We start from the raw sequence: 18,508 nt of genomic DNA, 5'->3' as shown, positions 1-18,508 counted from the left end.
CGCGCGGCATGACACCCAAATTCCTAGGCCAGACCAGCGCGCTCCCCGCATCGCCCGAAGAGGCGGTGCTCGATTATGTTCCCAACCCGCGTCCTGGAAGCGATTATCTCGTTCGGTTCGTATCGCCCGAGTTCACCTCGCTCTGCCCGATCACTGCGGCGCCGGACTTCGCGCATCTGGTGATCGATTATGTGCCGGGCGACACGATCGTCGAATCCAAGTCGCTCAAACTCTTTCTCGGCAGCTTTCGCAACCATGGCGCGTATCATGAGGATTGCACCGTCGGGATCGGCCAGCGATTGTTCGAGGAAATGAAGCCCAAATGGCTGCGCATCGGCGGCTATTGGTATCCGCGCGGCGGCATTCCGATCGATGTGTTCTGGCAATCGGGAGAGCAGCCTGCGGGCGTGTGGATTCCCGCGCAGGACGTTCCAGGTTATCGCGGACGCGGCTGATTTGAATGATTTAGCGATGTTGCAATGCAGCATCGATGCAACCATATTGTCACGATAACGTTTGGAGATTGCACGCCCGACTTCCGGGCTAATCCATGTTGCTGTTGCGAAGGAATTCGGGATGACGCGAACGTCGCCGTTATCGGACCGGGTCGATCACATCGCCCTGATCGGTAATTTCCTGCCCCGCAAATGCGGACTGGCGACCTTCACGACCGACAGTTTTCAGGCGATGCGCAGCCGCTTCCCCGACATCCGGGTCGATGTCTATGCAATGGACGACCGCCCGGGCAGCTACGACTTCCCGAGCGCGGTGACCGCAACGATCCCGCAGGATGACCGCGCCGCCTATCTCGACGCGGCGCGCGCCATCGATGCTTCGGGCGCGCAGGTGATCTGGGTGCAGCACGAATATGGCATTTACGGTGGCGCGGCCGGCGATCATCTGCTGGCGCTGCTCGACCGCAGCGGCCTGCCGGTGATCGCGACGCTGCACACGGTATTGGAGGCACCCAACCCTGACGAGCGCCGCGTGATGGAGGCTTTGTTGCGCCGCGCCGCCCGGGTGATCGTCATGGCGGAACAGGGCCGCGACATCCTGCGCCGCGCGCATGGTGTTGACCCGCGCAAAGTGGTGGTGATCCCGCATGGCGTCCCCGACCGCGCCTATGTCGCGCCGGACAGCATGAAGGGCCGGTTCGGCTGGGATGGGCGGCAGGTGATCCTGACCTTTGGCCTGCTCGCGCCGAGCAAGGGAATCGAAACGGTGATCGAGGCGTTGCCCGCGATTGTCGAGAAGCATCCCGATGCGCTGTATGTGGTTTTGGGTGCGACCCACCCCAATCTCGTCGCGCATGAGGGGGAGGCGTATCGCGATCGGCTGCACGCGCTCGCGGCGCAGCTTGGAGTGGAGCGGCACATCGCCTTCGTGAACGCCTTTGTCGAACAGCACGAACTGCTCGACTATCTGCAGGCGGCCGATATCTACGCGACCCCTTATCCCAATCCGGCGCAGATCACGTCCGGCACCTTGTCCTACGCCGTGGCGATGGGGAAGCCGGTGGTGTCCACCCCCTATGTCCACGCGACCGAGATCCTGGCGGATGAGCATGGGGTGCTGGTGCCGTTCGGCGACAGTGGTGCATTCGCGCAGGCGATCGGGGCGCTGCTCGACGATGATGCTGCGCGCGCCGCGATGGCGCAGCGTGCCTATCAGCGCGGGCGCACGATGATTTGGCCGCGGATCGCCGAAGCGGTGACCGAGCTGCTCGGCATGGTGCGCGATACGCGGCCGCCGCGCATCATTCCGGGGCCAGCGCAACGTGTGACAGTTCTGCCGACCGATTTTCGGGGCGTCGATCGGATGAGCGATTCGACGGGCATGTTTCAGCACTCGATCTATGCCGTGCCCGACCGGCGTCACGGATACTGCATCGACGACAATGCCCGCGCGCTGATCCTGATGCACCGCATCGACGCGATCGGCGACAGCGAGCGCGACCGCTGGACCAGCGTGTTCGCGGCGTTCGTCCAGTTCGCGTGGAACCCGGATACGCGCCGCTTCCGCAATTTCATGCGCTTCGACCGCAGCTGGTGCGAGGATGAAGGGTCGGAGGATTCGAACGGGCGTGCCTTGTGGGCGCTCGGCGTGACTGCGGCCGAGGCGCGCGATTCCAAATATCGCGACTGGGGTCGCATCCTGTTCGACCAGACCGCGTCGATCGCGTTCGACTTCGGCAGCCCGCGTGCGCGCGCTTTCGCCATGCTGGGTGCAGCCGCAATGCTGGACGCGCATCCGGGACACGCACTGTCGCGGACGTTGCTGGAACGTTTCGGGGAAGAACTGGTCGCGCTGCTGGATGAAGCGCGACGACCGGAATGGGAATGGTTCGAAATCGTTCTCGCCTATGACAACGCCCGGCTGCCCGAAGCGCTGATCCGCGCCGGGCGGGCGCTCGACCGGTCGGACTTCATTGCATGCGGCCTGTCGACGCTGGGCTGGATCGTGGACCAGCAAACCTCGCCCGAGGGGCGGTTCCGCGCAATCGGGACCGAAAGCTTCGGTCGCGCCTATGCCGACCCGATGCCGTTCGACCAGCAGCCGCTGGAGGCACAGGCGACGATCGACGCCTGCGCCGCTGCCTTTCACGCAACGGGCGAAGCGCGCTGGGTCGATGAGGCGCATCGGGCCTATCGCTGGTATCTGGGGCAGAACGACCTCGACTTGCCGCTCGCCAGCACCGGCGATGGCGGGTGTTTCGATGGCTTGACGCCGCACGGGCTGAACCGGAATCAGGGGGCCGAATCGATCTTGGCGCTACAATTGGCGAATTGCGCCATGTCCTCTCTGTTGCAGCGCACGCAAAACATGGCAGGTTGGGCGCAAGCCGTCGCTTAGGGTAACCGGACGGCAAAATGTAGCTCGGCCCCGGGGGACGCATGATCGATCTTTACCACCATCCCTTGCGCTTGCGCGCCGATCCGTCGCGCGTGGTGGTCCGGCCATTTCATATCGCCTGGCAATCGATGAATGGCGCCCCCTCGCGGATGGAGCGGCTGGTGCGCGCGGTGCTCGACATGTCACCGGGCGAGGCGCGGGGACAGCTCGACGCGGTGCTCAAGGATTTCGAGGCGCGCCACTGGCAGACGCGGCGCGTGTTCATGACCCGCTATGACGAGATCGAGGCGCAGATGGGCCTCGACGGTGCGAATATCGGGGACGAGAAGCGCCAGTTGATCGGTGCTTATTTCTGTCACGAATATAGCTATGCGGCGGCAGCGTTGATGAACCCCAGCGCGGTGCCGCATTACGACCAGTCCGGCATGCCCAAGGGGTCTTTGCGCATCCTGATGAGCCTGCGCGCGGTAGGGGAGGGGCATATCTCCTCGGTCGCGTTCCGTGAGGGGATCATCTCCGACACCAACGACCTGACGCTCGCGCCCGAGCCGCCCTTCGCCACGGCAGCGGACACGTTCGGGGACGAGGACGATGTGCCAGAGGGCAAGGTCACGGTGCATCGCCACCGCGATTCGACGCTGTCGGGCACGTTGCTGTTTCCGATCACCCGCGCCCAGTCCAACGGGCTGGAGGATATGCGCCTGACGCACTTCCGCCATGACGATGGCAGCGAGGAGTGGCTGGGCACCTACACCGCCTACAACGGGTCGCAGATTCAGTCGGAGATGCTGCGTACCCGCGACTGGCGCGCATTCGACCTGGTGCCGATGAGCGGCAGTGCCGCGCGCAACAAGGGCATGGGCCTGTTCCCGCGCAAGGTGAACGGCAAGTATATGATGATCGGGCGGCAGGACGGTGAGAATATCTTCCTGATCGAATCCGACCGCCTGACCCACTGGGACGAGGGGGTGAAGCTGATCACCCCCAAATTCCCGTGGGAGCTGGTGCAGATGGGTAATTGCGGCCCGCCGATCGAGCTGGACGAAGGCTGGCTGATGCTGACCCATGGCGTCGGCGCGATGCGCAAATATTCGATCGGCGCGGCGCTGCTCGACAAGGATGATCCGTCGAAGGTGATCGGACGCACGAGCGCGCCGATCCTGGCGGCGGTGAGTGAGGATCGTGAGGGGTACGTCCCGAACGTCGTCTATTCGTGCGGCGCGATCCGCCATGGGGACTCGATCTTCATCCCCTATGGCGTCGCTGACAGCTCGGTTGCGTTCGCCTTCGTGTCCATCAAGTCGTTGCTGGCGGTGATGTAAGGGGCGGCGTCACCGCCCCTTGAACAGCCCGCCCAGGATACCGCGCACGATCCCGCCGACGACGCTGGCACCGACGCCGGATTTCTTGCCGAAGATCGCCTTGGACACTTCGCCCGCGACCGCGCGGCCGGCGGCGGAGGAGGCGGACTGGGTCGCCGATTTGACCGCGCGGTTCCACGGGTTGTTCGCCGCCTCGCGCTCGGCCTTGCGGCGGGCCTGTTCCTCAAGGCGCGCCTGACGGTCGGCTTCGCGCTGCTCCGCGAGCCGCTGGCGCTCGGCCTCCTTGGCGGCGCGGGCGTCGTCCTTGGCCTGGGCGAGCGCGGCCTTTTCGGCTTCGTCCTGCGCCTTGGATTCGGCGGCTGCGGCGGACGCCTCGGTCGCCTTGGCGGACAGCAGTTCCTCGGCGGATTCGCGATCGACCCGCGCGTCATACTTCGACCCGACCAGATCGGTCTCGATCAGGATCTTGCGTTCCTCGGGCGTCACTGGACCGACGCGCCCGCGCGGCGGCTTGATCAGCGTGCGCTGGACCGGAGACGGCGCGCCATCGGCCATCAGTACCGACACCAACGCCTCGCCGACCTTCAACTCGGTGATCGCGGTTTCGACATTCAGATCGGGATTGGCGCGGAAGGTTTCCGCCGCCGCCTTGATCGCCTTCTGCTCGCGCGGGGTGAAGGCGCGCAGCGCGTGCTGGACGCGGTTGCCAAGTTGCCCCGCGACATCCTCGGGGATGTCGATCGGGTTCTGGGTCACGAAATAGACGCCGACGCCCTTTGAGCGGATGAGGCGGACGACCTGTTCGACCTTGTCGAGCAGCGCCCTGGGTGCTTCTTCGAACAGCAGATGTGCCTCATCGAAAAAGAACACGAGCTTGGGCTTGTCCGGGTCGCCGACTTCGGGGAGCGATTCGAACAGCTCGGACAACAGCCACAGCAGGAAGGTGGCGTAGAGCCGGGGCGAGGCCATCAGCTTGTCGGCGGCGAGGATGTTGACGACGCCATGACCATTGTCGTCGGTCTTGATGAAATCCTGAATCGACAGCGCCGGTTCGCCGAAGAAATGCTCGCCGCCCTGGCTGCGCAGCTGGAGCAATTGCCGCTGGATCGCGCCGACGCTGGTCTTGGCGACATTGCCGTAGCGCGCGCTCAGCTCGTCGGCGCGTTCACTGCACGCGGCCAGCATCGCCTGAAGGTCGTCGAGGTCGAGCAGCAGCAGGCCGTCGTCGTCGGCGACGTGGAAGGCGATGGTCAGCACGCCTTCCTGCGTGTCGTTCAGCCCTAACAGCCGCGCGAGCAGCAGTGGGCCCATCTCCGACACGGTCGTGCGCACCGGGTGGCCCTGCTCTGCGAACAGGTCCCAGAATTGCACCGGCGCTGCGGCATATTGCCAGTCGGTTTCGCCGATCTCGGCGGCGCGCTTGCTGAACAGTTCGTGGGTCTTGGCCGTCGGCGATCCGGGCATCGCCATGCCCGACAGATCGCCCTTCACATCGGCGGCAAAGACCGGGACGCCGGCACGGCTGAAGCTTTCGGCAAGGCCCTGCAGCGTCACGGTCTTGCCGGTACCGGTCGCGCCGGCGATCAGGCCGTGACGATTGGCCCGCTTGAGCACGAGCGCCTGCCGCTCGCCACCGCCCAGGCCAAGGAACAGATCGACTTCACCCGACATGCTGCGCTCCCAATGGTCAGGAGCGCAGCATTAGGGAGAATATTGCGTCAGGCCAGCCCCTATCAGCGGGCGAAATCGACCGAGCGGAAGGTGCCGACACCGCCGCGTGCCATGATGTAGAGCACGACCGATTCAGCACCCGACGCCTTGGCCGCATTGACCAGGCGGGCAAAGTCGGCCGGCGTCTCGATCGGCTGACGGTTGACCGAGGTAATGACGAGACCGCGGGTCAGCTGCTTCTGCGCTGCATCGCTCGCCGGATCGACGCCGACGATCACCACGCCCTTGGTCGCCGGATCGACGCCGATGGTGCGGGCGATCTGAGGCGTGAGGGCGGTGACGCTGATGCCGAGCGAAGCAGGACCCTGCGCCGCCTCATCGCCGCTCGGCGCCCCTTCGTCCGCATCGGGATCGAATCCGCCGATCTGCTCTTCGGGCGGACGCTTGCCGACCGTGACCTGGACCGTCAGAGGCTTGCCATCGCGGATCAGCTCGATCGGGATGCGCGTGCCGGGGGCCACGCGTGCAGCCAGGTAGGACAGCGTCTGATCGGGGGTCACGTCCTTGCCATCGATCTTGACGATGACGTCGCCCTGCTTGATCCCGCCCTTGGCTGCGGCTTCACCCGGTTCGACGCGGCTGATCAGTTCGCCCTTGCCCTTGGGCACGCCGAACGACTTGGCCAGATCGTCGGTCAGCGGCTGGATGCCGACGCCGAGATAGCCGCGCTCGACGCTGCTGCCCTTCATCAACGTGTCGATGATCGGCTTGGCTTCCGACGACGGAATGGCAAAGCCGATGCCGACATTGCCGCCGGTCGGCGACAGAATCTGCGAATTGATGCCGATGACGTTGCCGCTGAGGTCGAACAACGGGCCGCCGGAATTGCCGCGGTTGATCGACGCATCGGTCTGAATGAACCGGTCCAGCGGGCCGCCCTGTCCGGTCGCGCGGCTGAGTGCCGAGATGATCCCGGCGGTAACCGAGCCGCCCAGCCCATAGGGGTTGCCGATCGCGATCACCCAGTCGCCGACGCGCGACTGGTTCGAATCGCCCAGCCGGACGAAGGGCAGGTTGGTCCCTTCGATCTTGAGCACGGCCAGGTCGGTCGCGGGATCGCGGCCAATCAGCTTGGCGGTATATTCGCGGCGGTCGGCCAGCGTCACCTTGATCGATTCGACCACTGCGCCGCGCTGCCCCGCCGAAATCACGTGATTGTTCGTGACGACATAGCCATCGGCCGAGATCAGGAAGCCTGAGCCGAGCGATTCGGCCTGACGGGTGACCGGACGGCCACCACCGCCCTGCTGCCCACCGAACAGGTCGCCGAACGGCGTGCCGGCGAACGGGTTCGTCTGGACCTGCACGCGTTGCGTCGTCGAGATGTTGACGACGGCGGGCTGAAGCTTCGCGACCATGTCGGCAAAGCTCATCGGCGCGCCGGCACGCGGCGCTGCGGCCTGGATCGCACCGGGTTCGTTCTGCGCGGTCTGCGCGCCGGCCGGATTCTGCATCACCAGCGCGGCGCTCGCACCGCCGATCAGGAGCGCGGAAGTGATCGCATAGGCATAGCGCACGGGGGTGGTTCCTTTGGTCATCTGGCCCTTGGAGTTGAGGCCCTTGCCGGGCAGCGTGTCGGTCATCGGTATATTACTCGCCTGAAAGAGCTGAACGGCGATTGAATATGAACGAACCGACAGCCGTTGGGGTCCGGATCGTTTCTGACACTTCGCGACCAGAGCCTATCGGCTCTGGCCCCGGAACTCGCGCAGATAATCATTGTCCGGCGACAGGATGATCGACGTTTCGCCCGTAGCGTCCGAGCTGAGGAAGGTCGTCTTGTACGACTGCATCGCGCGCCAGAAATCATAGAATTGCGGGTCTTTGTTGAACGCTGCAGCATAGATTTGCGCGGCCCGCGCGTCGGCCTCCGCGCGGATCACGGTGGCGTCCTTCTGACCGTTGGCACGGATCGTCGTTGCCTCCTGCTGACGCGCAGTGGCCATGCGGTTGAGCGCCGATTGCAGCGGGCTGCCTTCGGGCAAATTGGCCTGCTTGATGCGGACGTCGACGATCTCGACGCCATACTGGCTGGCATAGCGCTGCAGACCGGCCTGGATATTGTCCATGACTGCGGTCCGCTCAGGCGTGAGCAGCGAGGCAAAGGTGCGCTTGCCGAGCTCGGCGCGCAGGGCCGACCCGAACAGCGGCTGAAGCTGATCGGCGACGCGCCGTTCGGTTCCGGCCGTCACCACCATGCGCAGCGGATCGACGACGCGGAAGCGGGCAAAGGCATCGACCTCCAGCCGCAGCTGATCGGTCGACAGCACCGGTTGGTTCTCCAGCTCGATGTCGAGCACGCGCTTGTCGACCCACACGACGCGTTGGATGAACGGCACTTTGACCTTGATCCCGGCACCGGTGTTGCGGCCGAACTGTTCGCCCGGCTGATATTTGTTGATCGTGCGGATCGGCTGTTCCAGCTGCAGGATCACCGCCTGCTTGGTCTCGTCCACCACGAACACGGTGTTGAGGAGCACGAACAGCAGCGCGAGGGCGAGCCCGCCGAACAGGATGGGGCGGTTGACGATGGCGTTCACTGTGCGCCTCCCTGCTGCTGGGCTTGCTGGGCAGGTTGTGCCTGACCTTGCTGAACCTGTGGCTGAGCGGGATTGCCGCGTGCCACCGGAAGCGGAAGATAGGGCGTCACGCCGCGCGTCTCGATCACGGTCTTGTTGGACTTGGCCAGCACCGCCTCCATGGTTTCATAATAGATACGGCGGCGGGTGACTTCGGGGGCGAGCCTGTACTGCTCGTAGATTTTGTCGAACTCGGTCGCGGCGCCCTGCGCGCGTGCGAGCGTCTGCTGGGCATAGGCGCGCGCCTGGTTGCGGTCGCCCTCGGCCGCCTGTTGCGCCGCGGTGACCTGCTTGAAGGCCTCGTCGACGGCCGCCGGGGCCGATGCGTTCTTGATCGAAACGCCGCGCACGCGGACGCCCGAATTATATTCGTCGAGGATCGCCTGCATCGTCTGCTGCACGCGCGCCTCGATCACGGTGCGGCCCGGGCCGATCGCCTGATTGAGCGTGACACTGGCCACGGCCGCGCGCATCGCGCTTTCCGCGGTCGCGCGCACGGTCGTGGTCGGCTCGGCGATCTGGAAGACGAAGTCCTCCGGATTGGCGATGTCCCAGCGGACCGCATAGGCCAGATCGACGATGTTCTGATCCTGGGTCAGCATCAGATTCTCGCCATTGCCCTGCGGGAAATCCTCATTGGTGATCTTCTGGACGTTGACCTTTTCCACGGTCGCGATCGGGGCGGGCATGGTCATGCCGATGCCCGGGTCCATCGTGTAGGAATAACGGCCGAGCAGCTTCACCACGCCGCGCTGTTCGGGGGTGATGACATGGACGCTGGTAAACGCGATCCAGGCAAGCACGAGCAGGCCGGTCGCGACCAGCACCACGGGGCGGCTCGGCATGCCGGTGGGCAGGCCGCCGCGACCGCCACCGCCGCCGCTTCCGCCGCCACCGCCCTTGCGCGCGCGCTTCAGGAAATCGTCGAGGCTGCTGACATTGGATTTGCCGCCGCGTTTGCCCTCGGGCGGAAACGCCCAGGGGTTGCGCGGGCCGCCGCCATTGCCGCCGTCAGCGCCGCCCTTGTCGTCGCCTCCGCTCCCGCCGCCCCAGGGGCCCTTGTTCTCATTCCACAGCACGCCGCCGATTCCGGTTACGCGTGCAATCCAGCCATTCAGTCTCGCCATATCAGCCTTTATAGGGACCGCGCGGCGGATTTACAGTGGCACTGGTCGAAACCCGTCCTATGTCGCGCGGCATGATCGATCAGAGCGAACTCCAGGCCATCCTTGCACCCATCGCCGCCGGGCGCGCCACCGTGCGGGTGGAGGGCGCGCGTGCCAGCATCATCCTCGACGTGACCGGATTGCCGGAGGGGGCGCAGGACGCGCTCGAAGCCGATCTGCGTGCGGCGGCGAGCGTGCCGGGAATCGACGAGGTGCGAATCGCGCGAACGGCACAGCGGGTGACCCGCCGCCTGATCGCGGTGGCGAGCGGGAAGGGCGGGGTGGGGAAATCCACCGTCTCGGCCAATCTCGCCATCGCGCTGGCGCGGGCGGGGCGGAAGGTCGGGCTGGTCGATGCCGATATTTATGGTCCCTCGCAGCCCAAGCTGATGGGCGTCGAGGGGCGCAAGCCGGTCGCGCATGACAAGAAGCTTGTCCCGCTCGCCACCGCCTATGGCGTGCCGATGCTGTCGATGGGCGGGTTGGTCGAGGAGGGGCAGGCGATTGCCTGGCGCGGGCCGATGGCGGCCGGCGCGCTGACCCAGCTGGTCGATGCGAACTGGGGCGCGGCGGATACGCTGGTGCTCGACCTGCCGCCCGGTACCGGAGACGTGCAGCTGACGATGATCCAGAAGCATCGCCCGACCGGCGCGGTGATCGTTTCGACCCCGCAGGATCTGGCGCTGATCGACGCGACGCGGGCGATCGACCTGTTCGCCAAGGCGGGCATCCCGGTGATCGGGATCGTCGAGAATATGGCGGGCTATGCCTGCCCGCATTGCGGCGAGGTGTCGGACCCGTTCGGACGCGGCGGGGCGGAGGCGGCGGCGGAGCGGCTGGGTGTGCCGTTCCTTGGGCGCATCCCGCTCGACATTGCGATTCGCACGGCGTCGGATGCAGGCACGCCCCCGGCTGCCGGGAACGGGGGCGAGGGCGCGGCGTTTGCTGAGGTGGCCGGGAAGGTGTTTGCCTGGCTCGACACCCAGAAAGGCTGAGCCATGCCGTTGACCGATGATGCCGATATCAAGGCGCTGCTCGAAGGGGCGCGGACCATTGCTCTGGTCGGGGCGAGCGACCGGCCGGATCGTCCGAGCTACCGCGTGATGGCGATGCTGCAGGAGCATGGCTATCGCGTCATCCCGATCAATCCGCAGATCACCGGCGAGCATCTGCACGGCGAGTTCGTGTTCCGCGAGCTGGCCCAGATCGGCGAGCCGATCGACATCGTCGATATCTTCCGGCGCCCGCTGGCCGCTGGCGAGGCGGTGGATGAGGCGATTGCGGTCGGGGCCAAGGCGGTGTGGATGCAGCTTGGCGTGATCAACGAAGAGGCCGCCGCGCGGGCCGAGGCGGCGGGGCTGACGGTGGTGATGGACCGCTGCCCGGCGATCGAGATTCCCCGGCTAGGCGTCGCCAAGATCGCGCAGGGTGGCGACTAGTCGATCGACGTCGCGGGCGTCGTGATAGAGCCCGAAGCCGATCCGCAGCACAACGCCGCGCACATCGGTGATGATGTCCTGCTCCATCAGCTTCTCTTTCCATGCCGGTGCGTGCGGTGAACGCAGCGCAAGGAACCGCGCGCGCGGATCGCTGCCGGGGTTGAGCAGTTCGGCTTCAGCGAGTGGCGTCCCGTCCAGGCTGGCGAGGAGCTGTTCGCGCAACGGCGCGATATGTGCGTTGATCGCGGCGGTGGTCAGCCCCTCCTCGGCCAGCATGTCGCGGATGGCGACGAACCGGTAGAGGCCGCTGGGGTCGAAGGTCGAACCCATGAACCGCATCGCATCGGCGGCATAGCCGATCCGGCCCGGCGGCGGGGCTTCGAGATCGGCGAATTCGGCATACCAGCCGGTGATTTCGGGGCGCGGCCCGAAGCCCGGCGGGCAGTGGAGAAAGGCGACGCCTTCGCCCGCCATCGCATATTTATAGCCGCCAGCGGTGTAGAAGATGCGGTCGGCGACTGCCGACAGGTCGGTCTCCATCGCCATGAAGCCGTGATAGCCGTCGACGACGACCCACGGGCCGTTGGGCGCGGCGAGCGCGGCGAGATCGGCGATTGCGCCGAACACCGCGCCGGTTTCGAACATCACCTGGCTGACGAAGATCAGGTCGTGGGTGCCGCTGCGCGCGGCCGCGAGGAAGCGGGCGTCGAAATCGGGCCCGCGCGCCACCGTGTCGAGCGTGATCCGGCCGCTTTCGATCCAGCGCTGGGCCTGACGGCGGAAACTATGAAACTCGCCGTCGCTGGCGAGGACACGCAGGGGGCGTTCGCTGCGGGCAGAGACGATGCGCAGGATCAGGTCGTGGGTGTTGCCTGCGAAGGTCACCGACGACGGGTCGGGCAGCCTGAGTTCGGCAGCGACATGCGCCTGCGCGGCGGGCCAGATCTCGCCCATCACCCGATCCCATTTGCGGTCGGCGAGCCGCGCGGCGTCCTGCCATCCCGCCTGATGGCCGACGAACGATGCGTCGGGCCACAGATGGTGGCTGTGCGCGGCGAAGTGGAGCCGGTCCGGCGCTGCGGCAAGCGAGCGCTGGAAGAGATGCTTGTAAGAGGTCACAGCAACGTCCGCAGCGTCCAGAGTTCCGGGAAGGCGCGCTTGGTCAGGGTGGACTGAAGGTAGGACGCGCCGGGGGTGCCGCCGGTGCCCGGCTTCATGCCGATGACGCGGGTGACGGTCAGCACATGCTTGTGCCGCCACGTCGCCAGCGCGTCGTCAATATCGACCAGTTTCTCGGCGAGCTGGTACAGCTCCCAATGCGTGCCCGGCGCACGATAGACTTGCGTCCACGCCGCCTCGACCTGCGGGTCGGCCTCATAAGGCTTGGCCCAGTCGCGGTTTAGCGCCGTCTCGGGCAGGTCGAACCCGGCGCGGGCGAGCGCGGCATTTGCCTCGTCCCACAGGCTCGGCGCGGCGCCATAAAGCTCGGTCAGCGGCCCCGGAACCCCGCCGCCGCGCAGCCCCAGCATCGTTTCGACGGCGCGAAACTGGTCCGACTGGAACCCGCTGCTCGTCCCCAGCACGTCGCGGAAGCGGGTATAATCGCTCGGCGTCATCGTGGTCAGGATTTCCCACGACAGCGTCATCACCGCCTGAATCCGGCTGACCCGCGCAAGGCCCTTATACGCCTCAACCAGCCGATCGCCGCGAACAAGGTCGAGCGCGACCTCCAGCTCGGCGATCATCTGCTTGAGCCAGAGTTCCTTGGTCTGGTGGATGACGATGAACAGCAGCTCGTCATGCTCCTCCGAAATCGGATGCTGCGCGGTCAGCAGCTGGTCGAGCGCGAGGTAGCGCCCATAGGTCATCGGTTCGGTCATGCCGGTGACCCTGCGGCAAAACTGACGACAATGCTGACAAAAAATGCGTGTGTAAGGGCGGTGTCAGCCGGTGCGGGGGCGGGGGTTGGTTGCATGGGAAACGACTACCCCAGGCGAGGGTCTGTAGGAAATGGCCTTTGAAATCGCGCGTCGGAAAGCGTCAGGTGAGCCGGGTTGACCTGACCGCCCCAAACGCGAAGATCGCGCGATGCGGATTGTCGGCGGCAAGGACTATTATGACGCAGGCGCAGCCTGGGGACAGGACGACTCGGTCACCTTCATGCGCAACGGCACGCGCGGGCTGGCCAGTGCCGAGATCCACGGAGCGCTGCGCGTGCCGCTCAGATCGTGCGCGGGCGGGCTGGTCCCCGCAGAACCGGACACGGCGGCGGCGCGCCAGCGGGCGCTGACCCGATATCGTCCGCTCAGCGATGTCGAGATCGACGGCGCGCGGCATGTTCAGGACGCGGCGCGCGTACTATTCTGTGGTGCGCTATACCACGGTATCCGGCTGGCGCGCGGCCGCCCCACCGAGGATGCGCGCTGGTTCTGGACATACGACGCGATCACCGCGTTTGCGCACAAACACGGTTTGGCGCTTCACCAAGGCGAGGAGTCCGAGCGCGAGCGACGCGAGACGAGCAATATCCGGCGCCAGACCATCAATTATCCCGACCGCATGATCCCGCTGAGCCGATGGTTCGATCCGGAGCCGCTGACGGGCACCGTGCGCGAGGCGGTGGTGGCGGCCGGTGTCACGATCGCCAGTCAAAATCCCGATGCGCCCTATATCCCCGGCCCGGAACAGGAGCATCTGGACTGGGCGGTCGATCAGCCGTCGCTTTCAGCAATGGAATTTGCAAAGGCGATCGACCCGTTCACTGCCCATCAGGAGATCGCGATGTGGGTAGGCGGCGTGCTGGCCGCCGCTGGTCCCAAGACGGTCGAGATCGGCGATGATCGGGTGAAGATCGCCAAGCATGGCTTCCACCACCCGACCTCGTTTCGGCGCGGGAAGGGGGAGTAGTCCTCTAGTCGCGCAGCAGTTCGTTGATCCCGGTCTTGCTGCGGGTCTGGGCGTCGACCGTCTTGACGATGACCGCGCAATAGAGGCCGGGGCCGCCGTCCGTGCCGGGAAGGGTGCCGGGGACGACGACGGCATAGGGGGGCACTTCGCCGCGGTAGATGTGGCCGGTGGCGCGGTCGACGATCTTGGTGCTCGCGCCCAAATAGACGCCCATCGAGAGGACCGCGCCCTCGCCGACGCGGACGCCTTCGGCCACTTCGGCGCGGGCGCCGATGAAGGCGCCGTCGCCGATGATCACCGGATCGGCCTGAAGCGGTTCGAGCACGCCGCCGATGCCGACGCCGCCCGAGAGATGGACGTTCTTGCCGATCTGCGCGCAGCTGCCGACGGTGGCCCAGGTGTCGACCATCGTGCCCTCACCGACATACGCGCCGATGTTCACGAAGCTCGGCATCAGCACGACGTTGCGCCCGATATGCGCGCCGTGACGCACGACGCTGCCCGGCACCTGGCGGAAGCCCGCGGCGCGAAAGGCGGCATCGTCCCAGCCGGCGGTCTTGAGCGGCACCTTGTCGAAGCCGCCATGGCCGACCGCATTGTCGTTAAGGCGGAAGGAGAGGAGAACCGCCTTCTTGAGCCATTGGTTGACCTGCCAGCCGCCGTCGACCGGCTCGGCAACGCGCGCGGCGCCGCTGTCGAGCAGGTTCAGCGCCTCGGCCACTGCCTCCCGCACTGCGCCGGTCGTGGCGAGCGAGATGTTGGCGCGGTCTTCCCAGGCGGCGTCGATCGTGGCGGCGAGGTCGGTCATGGATGCTCCTGAATGGTTTCGAGCCAGTGGCAAATGTCGTGGGTGATATGGTCGATGAAGCTGCGATCGGCATCGGGGGCCTGTTCGGAGCCATTGTCGACCCAGACGGTGGTCATGCCGATCGCCTTGGCCGGGGCGAGGTTGCGCGCCATGTCTTCGACGAACAGCGCGCGCTTCGGGTCGATGCGATACGCCTCGCACACGCTGGCATAGGCGTGCGGGTGCGGCTTGGGGTGGTAGCTGCTGGCATGGACGTCGTGGATCGCCTCGAAATGTTCACGGACGCCGAGCCGGTCGAGCACCTTCTCGGCATAGGGCGCGTCGGCGTTGGTGAAGACGAGCTTTCGCCCCGGCAGCTTTGCGATTGCGGCGGCGAGCGGGGCGTTGTGCTCGAGGATGTCGATTTCGATGTCATGGACGTCCGCGAGATATTCGTACGGATCGACGCCATGATCGGCCATCAGCCCGGCGAGCGTGGTGCCGTGGCTGATGAAATAGTCCTTCTGCACCCGATGCGCGGCGTCGGGATCGAGGTTCAGCAGCCGCGCGACATAGGCGCCGATGCGCGCATTCATCTGCGGAAACAGGTCGGCGCTGCCCGGATAGAGCGTGTTGTCGAGGTCGAACAACCAGGCGTCGATATGGGCAAGGTCGGAGCGCATGGCGGGGCGTTTAGGGGGGATGGGGGCGGAGGGGAAGAAGGAGAAAGTTGGGTTCGCACAAAGGCACGAAGGCGCGAAGGGCCGTGCGGCTTATCCCTCCCCCAGCTCGCTGGGGGAGGTGGCATCGCGCAGCGATGACGGAGGGGCCGCCCCGCAGAGGGCGGAATTTTGCCGAGCTGCTTACGGCTGTCTGCGCAGCCGCCCCTCCACCACTCGCTTCGCGCGCGGTCCCCCTCCCCTGCTGCGCAGGGGAGGAATTGTTGGCGGACGGGTAGTCCATCTTGAGTAGCAAAACGCAACCGGCCTTCCCATCTTCCGGCCATGACAGCCTATTCCCTGCTCGACCTCGTCCCGATCCTTGAGGGCGGAACCGCCAGCCAGTCCTTTGCCAACGCCGCCGATCTGGCGCGGCATGCCGAGGCCGAAGGGTTTTCGCGCTATTGGGTGGCCGAACATCATGGCATGGCGGGGATCGCCAGCGCGGCGACGGCGGTGGTCATCGCGCATGTCGGTGCGGCGACATCGACCATCCGTATCGGCGCGGGCGGGATCATGTTGCCCAACCATGCGCCACTGGTGATCGCCGAACAGTTCGGCACGCTCGACGCGCTGTTTCCGGGGCGGATCGACCTGGGGCTGGGGCGTGCGCCGGGAAGCGACATGACGGTGGCGCGGGCATTGCGGCGCACGCTGGAGAGCAGCCCGGACGGGTTTCCCCGCGATGTGATGGAGCTGCAAAGCTATTTCGCCGATGATGGCCAGACCGGCATTCGCGCGGTGCCGGGCGGTGGTGCGAAGCCGGAGTTGTGGATCCTCGGGTCGAGCCTGTATGGCGCGCAGCTCGCCGCCGCGCTGGGACTGCCCTATGCCTTTGCCTCGCACTTCGCGCCCGGCGCGCTGGACGAGGCGCTGGAGGTGTATCGGCGACAGTTCCGCCCCTCGGCGGTGCTCGACCAGCCCTATGCGATGGCCGGGTTCAATGTGTTTGCGGCCGATGACGATGCCGAGGCAGAGCTGCTCGCCAGTTCGATGCAGCAGGCCTTTGTCGCCTTGCGCACCACCGGCACGGGCGTGCCGCTGCCGCCGCCGGTGCCGGGCTATCGCGACAGCCTGCCGCCCCAGGCGCGGGCGATGCTCGACCATGTGCTGGAGTGCACCGCGATCGGTGGGCCGGACGCGATCCGGGCCGGTCTTGAGCGGTTTGTCGCGCGGACCGGCGTGGATGAAGTGATGCTGACCAGCTCGATCTTCGACCCGGCGGCACGCCGGAAAAGCCTGTCGATTGCGGCCGCCGCGATGCGCCATCTCGCCGCCTGAATCCCGCCTGAATTGATGGTCAGGACGGCGACTGACAGGGGCCGGAACAGGAGACTGACGATGACCGCGTCAACCCCGTCCGCGCGTCCCGGCGTCCGGTGCCATCTCGGCATCCACCGCCCGCGCCGCCGCGACCGCCCCGGCCGGGGCGAGTTCGAGACCCAGTGCCGGGATTGCGGATGCGATCTGGTGCTGAGCCCGGTCACCGGGCGATGGCGGTTTTCCGGAGTTATGGGGTAGGGCGGCTCGCTATTCCTAGTAGCTGCGCGACCTGTTCATATCCTCCCCCGCCAGGGGGAGGTGTCGCCGAAGGCGACGGAGGGGGAGGACGGCAGTGCCCTCTCGACCGTCGTGCTTCCTCCCCCTCCGTCATGCTGCGCATGCCACCTCCCCCTGGCGGGGGAGGATAGGGCTATGCCGCCGCCGCTGGCAGCCGCAGGCGCACCATCAGCCCGCCCAGATCTTCGCTTTCCTCGAGCGTGACCGTACCGTCGTAAATCTCTGCCACGTCGCGGACGATGGCGAGGCCAAGGCCAGTGCCGGGCTTGCCGGTATCGAGCCGGACGCCGCGGTCGAAGATGCGGATGCGGTCGGGTTCGGGAATGCCGGTGCCGTCGTCCTCGACCAGAATTTCGACGAATCCCGCCTCGATCCGCACGGTGATGAACACGCTGCCTCCGCCATATTTGGCGGCGTTTTCGACGAGGTTGCCCATGATCTCGTCAAGGTCCTGACGCTCGATATGCGCGACCAGGTCCTTGGGCCCGTCGGTGTCGATGCGGACATGGGGGTAGAGGCGGGCGACCGCGCGCTCGACCGATTCGACGCTGGGCCAGACGGGCGCGCGGCTGTGTGCGCTGCCACGCCGCCCGACCGCGCGGGCGCGGGCGAGGTGATGGTCGACCTGACGACGCATCGTCCGCGCCTCGCGCACCACGGTGGTGGGCAGGTCGTCGGATTGTGCGGTCGCGGCGTTCATAATGACGGTCAGCGGCGTCTTGAGCGCATGGGCAAGGTTGCCGGCATGGCGGCGCGCTTCCTCGGCCTGGCGGTCATTATGCGCGACGAGACCGTTCAATTCCTCCACCAACGGCGCGACTTCGGCGGGCATCGCGCCGTCGATCCGGGGCGTCTCCCCGGTGCGCAGCTTCTGGATGGCGATGCGCAGCTTGCGCAGCGGGAGCAGGCCGTACCAGGTTTGCAGCGCCGCCATCGCGATCAGCCCGGCGGCGAGGAGGAGAAAGCTGCGCACGAGGGTCTTGCGCAATGCCGCGATCTGCGCATCGAGCACGTCGCGGGTCTGCGCGACCTGGAACCGCCAGCGGACCTGCGATCCGGGAAGGCGCACGTCGCGTTCCACCACGCGCAACTTCTGATCCATTTGGGTTGAATCATAGGAATGCAGGTCGAGGTCGTCGTGCGGCTGTCCGGTGGCGAGGCGACGGTCCCATAGCGAACGTGACGGGAATGGCTCAAAGCCGGGCCCCGACACCTGCCAGTAGAGCCCTGAATAGGGTTCGAGGAAGCGCTGGTCCGAAAGCTGGCGGTTGAACGCGACCTTGCCCTCCGCATCCAGCTCGGCCGAGACGATCAGCGCGTCGAGCAGATATTCGAGGCCGTCGTCGAAATTGCGGGTGACCGCGCCGGTCAACACCCGATCGAGCGCAAAGCCGCCGCCCACCAGCAGCAGGGATATCCACGCCGCCGCGATCAGGATCATGCGG

General features: G+C 66.4%; 17 protein-coding genes. 8 read left to right on the top strand and 9 right to left on the bottom strand.

Annotated elements, in window-relative coordinates; genetic code table 11:
• Positions 1-8 precede the first annotated feature (8 nt).
• From queF to ACRYLO_RS11280, 3 genes are all read left to right on the top strand, one after another.
• Positions 9-455, top strand: a complete 447-nt coding sequence (gene queF, locus ACRYLO_RS11290; RefSeq protein WP_482660243.1) for a preQ(1) synthase — start codon at positions 9-11, stop codon at positions 453-455.
• 121 nt (positions 456-576) lie between these two features.
• Positions 577-2,853, top strand: coding sequence for a glycosyltransferase family 4 protein (locus ACRYLO_RS11285; RefSeq protein ID WP_482660242.1), 2,277 nt, complete (start codon positions 577-579; stop codon positions 2,851-2,853).
• A 41-nt stretch (positions 2,854-2,894) separates the two neighbouring features.
• On the top strand, positions 2,895-4,175 hold the full coding sequence (locus ACRYLO_RS11280) for a glycoside hydrolase family 130 protein (protein WP_482660241.1): 1,281 nt from the start codon (positions 2,895-2,897) through the stop codon (positions 4,173-4,175).
• A gap of 9 nt (positions 4,176-4,184) precedes the next feature.
• On the opposite strand, the gene ACRYLO_RS11275 is transcribed toward ACRYLO_RS11280, so the two are convergent.
• The 4 genes from ACRYLO_RS11275 to hflK all read right to left on the bottom strand — a co-directional run bounded on the left by ACRYLO_RS11275 (position 4,185) and on the right by hflK (position 9,612).
• On the bottom strand, positions 4,185-5,846 hold the full coding sequence (locus ACRYLO_RS11275) for a helicase HerA-like domain-containing protein (protein WP_482660240.1): 1,662 nt from the start codon (positions 5,844-5,846) through the stop codon (positions 4,185-4,187).
• A 62-nt stretch (positions 5,847-5,908) separates the two neighbouring features.
• Positions 5,909-7,423, bottom strand: a complete 1,515-nt coding sequence (locus tag ACRYLO_RS11270) for a Do family serine endopeptidase (protein WP_482661730.1) — start codon at positions 7,421-7,423, stop codon at positions 5,909-5,911.
• Positions 7,424-7,588: 165 nt separating this feature from the next.
• Positions 7,589-8,446: a protease modulator HflC gene (gene hflC / locus ACRYLO_RS11265; protein WP_482660239.1), complete on the bottom strand. Its 858-nt coding sequence runs from the start codon at positions 8,444-8,446 to the stop codon at positions 7,589-7,591.
• Positions 8,443-9,612: a protease modulator HflK gene (gene hflK, locus ACRYLO_RS11260; protein ID WP_482660238.1), complete on the bottom strand. Its 1,170-nt coding sequence runs from the start codon at positions 9,610-9,612 to the stop codon at positions 8,443-8,445. Before hflK ends, hflC begins: the two co-directional genes overlap by 4 nt.
• 71 nt (positions 9,613-9,683) lie before the next feature.
• On the opposite strand from hflK, the gene ACRYLO_RS11255 reads away from it, so the two are divergent.
• Positions 9,684-10,646, top strand: a complete 963-nt coding sequence (locus ACRYLO_RS11255; protein ID WP_482660237.1) for an Mrp/NBP35 family ATP-binding protein — start codon at positions 9,684-9,686, stop codon at positions 10,644-10,646.
• A 3-nt stretch (positions 10,647-10,649) separates the two neighbouring features.
• Positions 10,650-11,090, top strand: a complete 441-nt coding sequence (locus tag ACRYLO_RS11250) for a CoA-binding protein (protein ID WP_482660236.1) — start codon at positions 10,650-10,652, stop codon at positions 11,088-11,090.
• On the opposite strand, the gene ACRYLO_RS11245 is transcribed toward ACRYLO_RS11250, so the two are convergent.
• A complete protein-coding gene (locus ACRYLO_RS11245) occupies positions 11,055-12,209 on the bottom strand; it encodes an aminotransferase class V-fold PLP-dependent enzyme (protein ID WP_482660235.1) in 1,155 nt (384 codons plus the stop codon). The two genes, ACRYLO_RS11250 and ACRYLO_RS11245, sit on opposite strands and share 36 nt — an antisense overlap.
• Positions 12,206-12,970, bottom strand: coding sequence for a tryptophan 2,3-dioxygenase (locus tag ACRYLO_RS11240; RefSeq protein ID WP_482660234.1), 765 nt, complete (start codon positions 12,968-12,970; stop codon positions 12,206-12,208). Before ACRYLO_RS11240 ends, ACRYLO_RS11245 begins: the two co-directional genes overlap by 4 nt.
• Before the next feature lie 208 nt (positions 12,971-13,178).
• Between ACRYLO_RS11240 and ACRYLO_RS11235 the strand changes: the two genes are divergently transcribed.
• Positions 13,179-13,997, top strand: a complete 819-nt coding sequence (locus tag ACRYLO_RS11235) for a hypothetical protein (protein ID WP_482660233.1) — start codon at positions 13,179-13,181, stop codon at positions 13,995-13,997.
• Positions 13,998-14,001: 4 nt separating this feature from the next.
• On the opposite strand, the gene dapD is transcribed toward ACRYLO_RS11235, so the two are convergent.
• Positions 14,002-14,805, bottom strand: coding sequence for a 2,3,4,5-tetrahydropyridine-2,6-dicarboxylate N-succinyltransferase (gene dapD, locus ACRYLO_RS11230; RefSeq protein WP_482660232.1), 804 nt, complete (start codon positions 14,803-14,805; stop codon positions 14,002-14,004).
• Positions 14,802-15,467 carry a pyrimidine 5'-nucleotidase gene (locus ACRYLO_RS11225; RefSeq protein ID WP_482660231.1) on the bottom strand — a complete coding sequence of 222 codons (666 nt, stop codon included), beginning with the start codon at positions 15,465-15,467 and terminating at the stop codon, positions 14,802-14,804. The genes dapD and ACRYLO_RS11225 overlap by 4 nt, the downstream gene beginning before the upstream one ends.
• Positions 15,468-15,788: 321 nt before the next feature.
• Between ACRYLO_RS11225 and ACRYLO_RS11220 the strand changes: the two genes are divergently transcribed.
• Positions 15,789-16,784 (top strand): LLM class flavin-dependent oxidoreductase, encoded by a 996-nt coding sequence (locus ACRYLO_RS11220; protein ID WP_482660230.1) that lies wholly within the window; start codon positions 15,789-15,791, stop codon positions 16,782-16,784.
• Positions 16,785-16,844: 60 nt separating this feature from the next.
• Positions 16,845-17,024: a hypothetical protein gene (locus ACRYLO_RS11215; RefSeq protein WP_482660229.1), complete on the top strand. Its 180-nt coding sequence runs from the start codon at positions 16,845-16,847 to the stop codon at positions 17,022-17,024.
• Between the two features lie 172 nt (positions 17,025-17,196).
• On the opposite strand, the gene ACRYLO_RS11210 is transcribed toward ACRYLO_RS11215, so the two are convergent.
• Positions 17,197-18,504, bottom strand: coding sequence for a sensor histidine kinase (locus ACRYLO_RS11210; RefSeq protein WP_482661729.1), 1,308 nt, complete (start codon positions 18,502-18,504; stop codon positions 17,197-17,199).
• Between the last annotated feature and the right edge of the window lie 4 nt (positions 18,505-18,508).

Source organism: Sphingomonas sp. SDUR79 (assembly GCF_056821745.1).
This window is presented reverse-complemented; position numbering and strand designations above follow the sequence as displayed.

Excerpts from the sequence above, each read along its gene's own strand:
- queF (WP_482660243.1), top strand. The coding sequence starts at position 9 with ATGACACCCAAATTCCTAGGCCAGACCAGCGCGCTCCCCGCATCGCCC.
- ACRYLO_RS11285 (WP_482660242.1), top strand. The coding sequence starts at position 577 with ATGACGCGAACGTCGCCGTTATCGGACCGGGTCGATCACATCGCCCTG.
- ACRYLO_RS11280 (WP_482660241.1), top strand. The coding sequence starts at position 2,895 with ATGATCGATCTTTACCACCATCCCTTGCGCTTGCGCGCCGATCCGTCG.
- ACRYLO_RS11275 (WP_482660240.1), bottom strand. The coding sequence starts at position 5,846 with ATGTCGGGTGAAGTCGATCTGTTCCTTGGCCTGGGCGGTGGCGAGCGG.
- hflK (WP_482660238.1), bottom strand. The coding sequence starts at position 9,612 with ATGGCGAGACTGAATGGCTGGATTGCACGCGTAACCGGAATCGGCGGC.
- ACRYLO_RS11255 (WP_482660237.1), top strand. The coding sequence starts at position 9,684 with ATGATCGATCAGAGCGAACTCCAGGCCATCCTTGCACCCATCGCCGCC.
- ACRYLO_RS11250 (WP_482660236.1), top strand. The coding sequence starts at position 10,650 with ATGCCGTTGACCGATGATGCCGATATCAAGGCGCTGCTCGAAGGGGCG.
- ACRYLO_RS11240 (WP_482660234.1), bottom strand. The coding sequence starts at position 12,970 with ATGACCGAACCGATGACCTATGGGCGCTACCTCGCGCTCGACCAGCTG.
- ACRYLO_RS11235 (WP_482660233.1), top strand. The coding sequence starts at position 13,179 with ATGCGGATTGTCGGCGGCAAGGACTATTATGACGCAGGCGCAGCCTGG.
- dapD (WP_482660232.1), bottom strand. The coding sequence starts at position 14,805 with ATGACCGACCTCGCCGCCACGATCGACGCCGCCTGGGAAGACCGCGCC.
- ACRYLO_RS11225 (WP_482660231.1), bottom strand. The coding sequence starts at position 15,467 with ATGCGCTCCGACCTTGCCCATATCGACGCCTGGTTGTTCGACCTCGAC.
- ACRYLO_RS11220 (WP_482660230.1), top strand. The coding sequence starts at position 15,789 with ATGACAGCCTATTCCCTGCTCGACCTCGTCCCGATCCTTGAGGGCGGA.
- ACRYLO_RS11215 (WP_482660229.1), top strand. The coding sequence starts at position 16,845 with ATGACCGCGTCAACCCCGTCCGCGCGTCCCGGCGTCCGGTGCCATCTC.
- ACRYLO_RS11210 (WP_482661729.1), bottom strand. The coding sequence starts at position 18,504 with ATGATCCTGATCGCGGCGGCGTGGATATCCCTGCTGCTGGTGGGCGGC.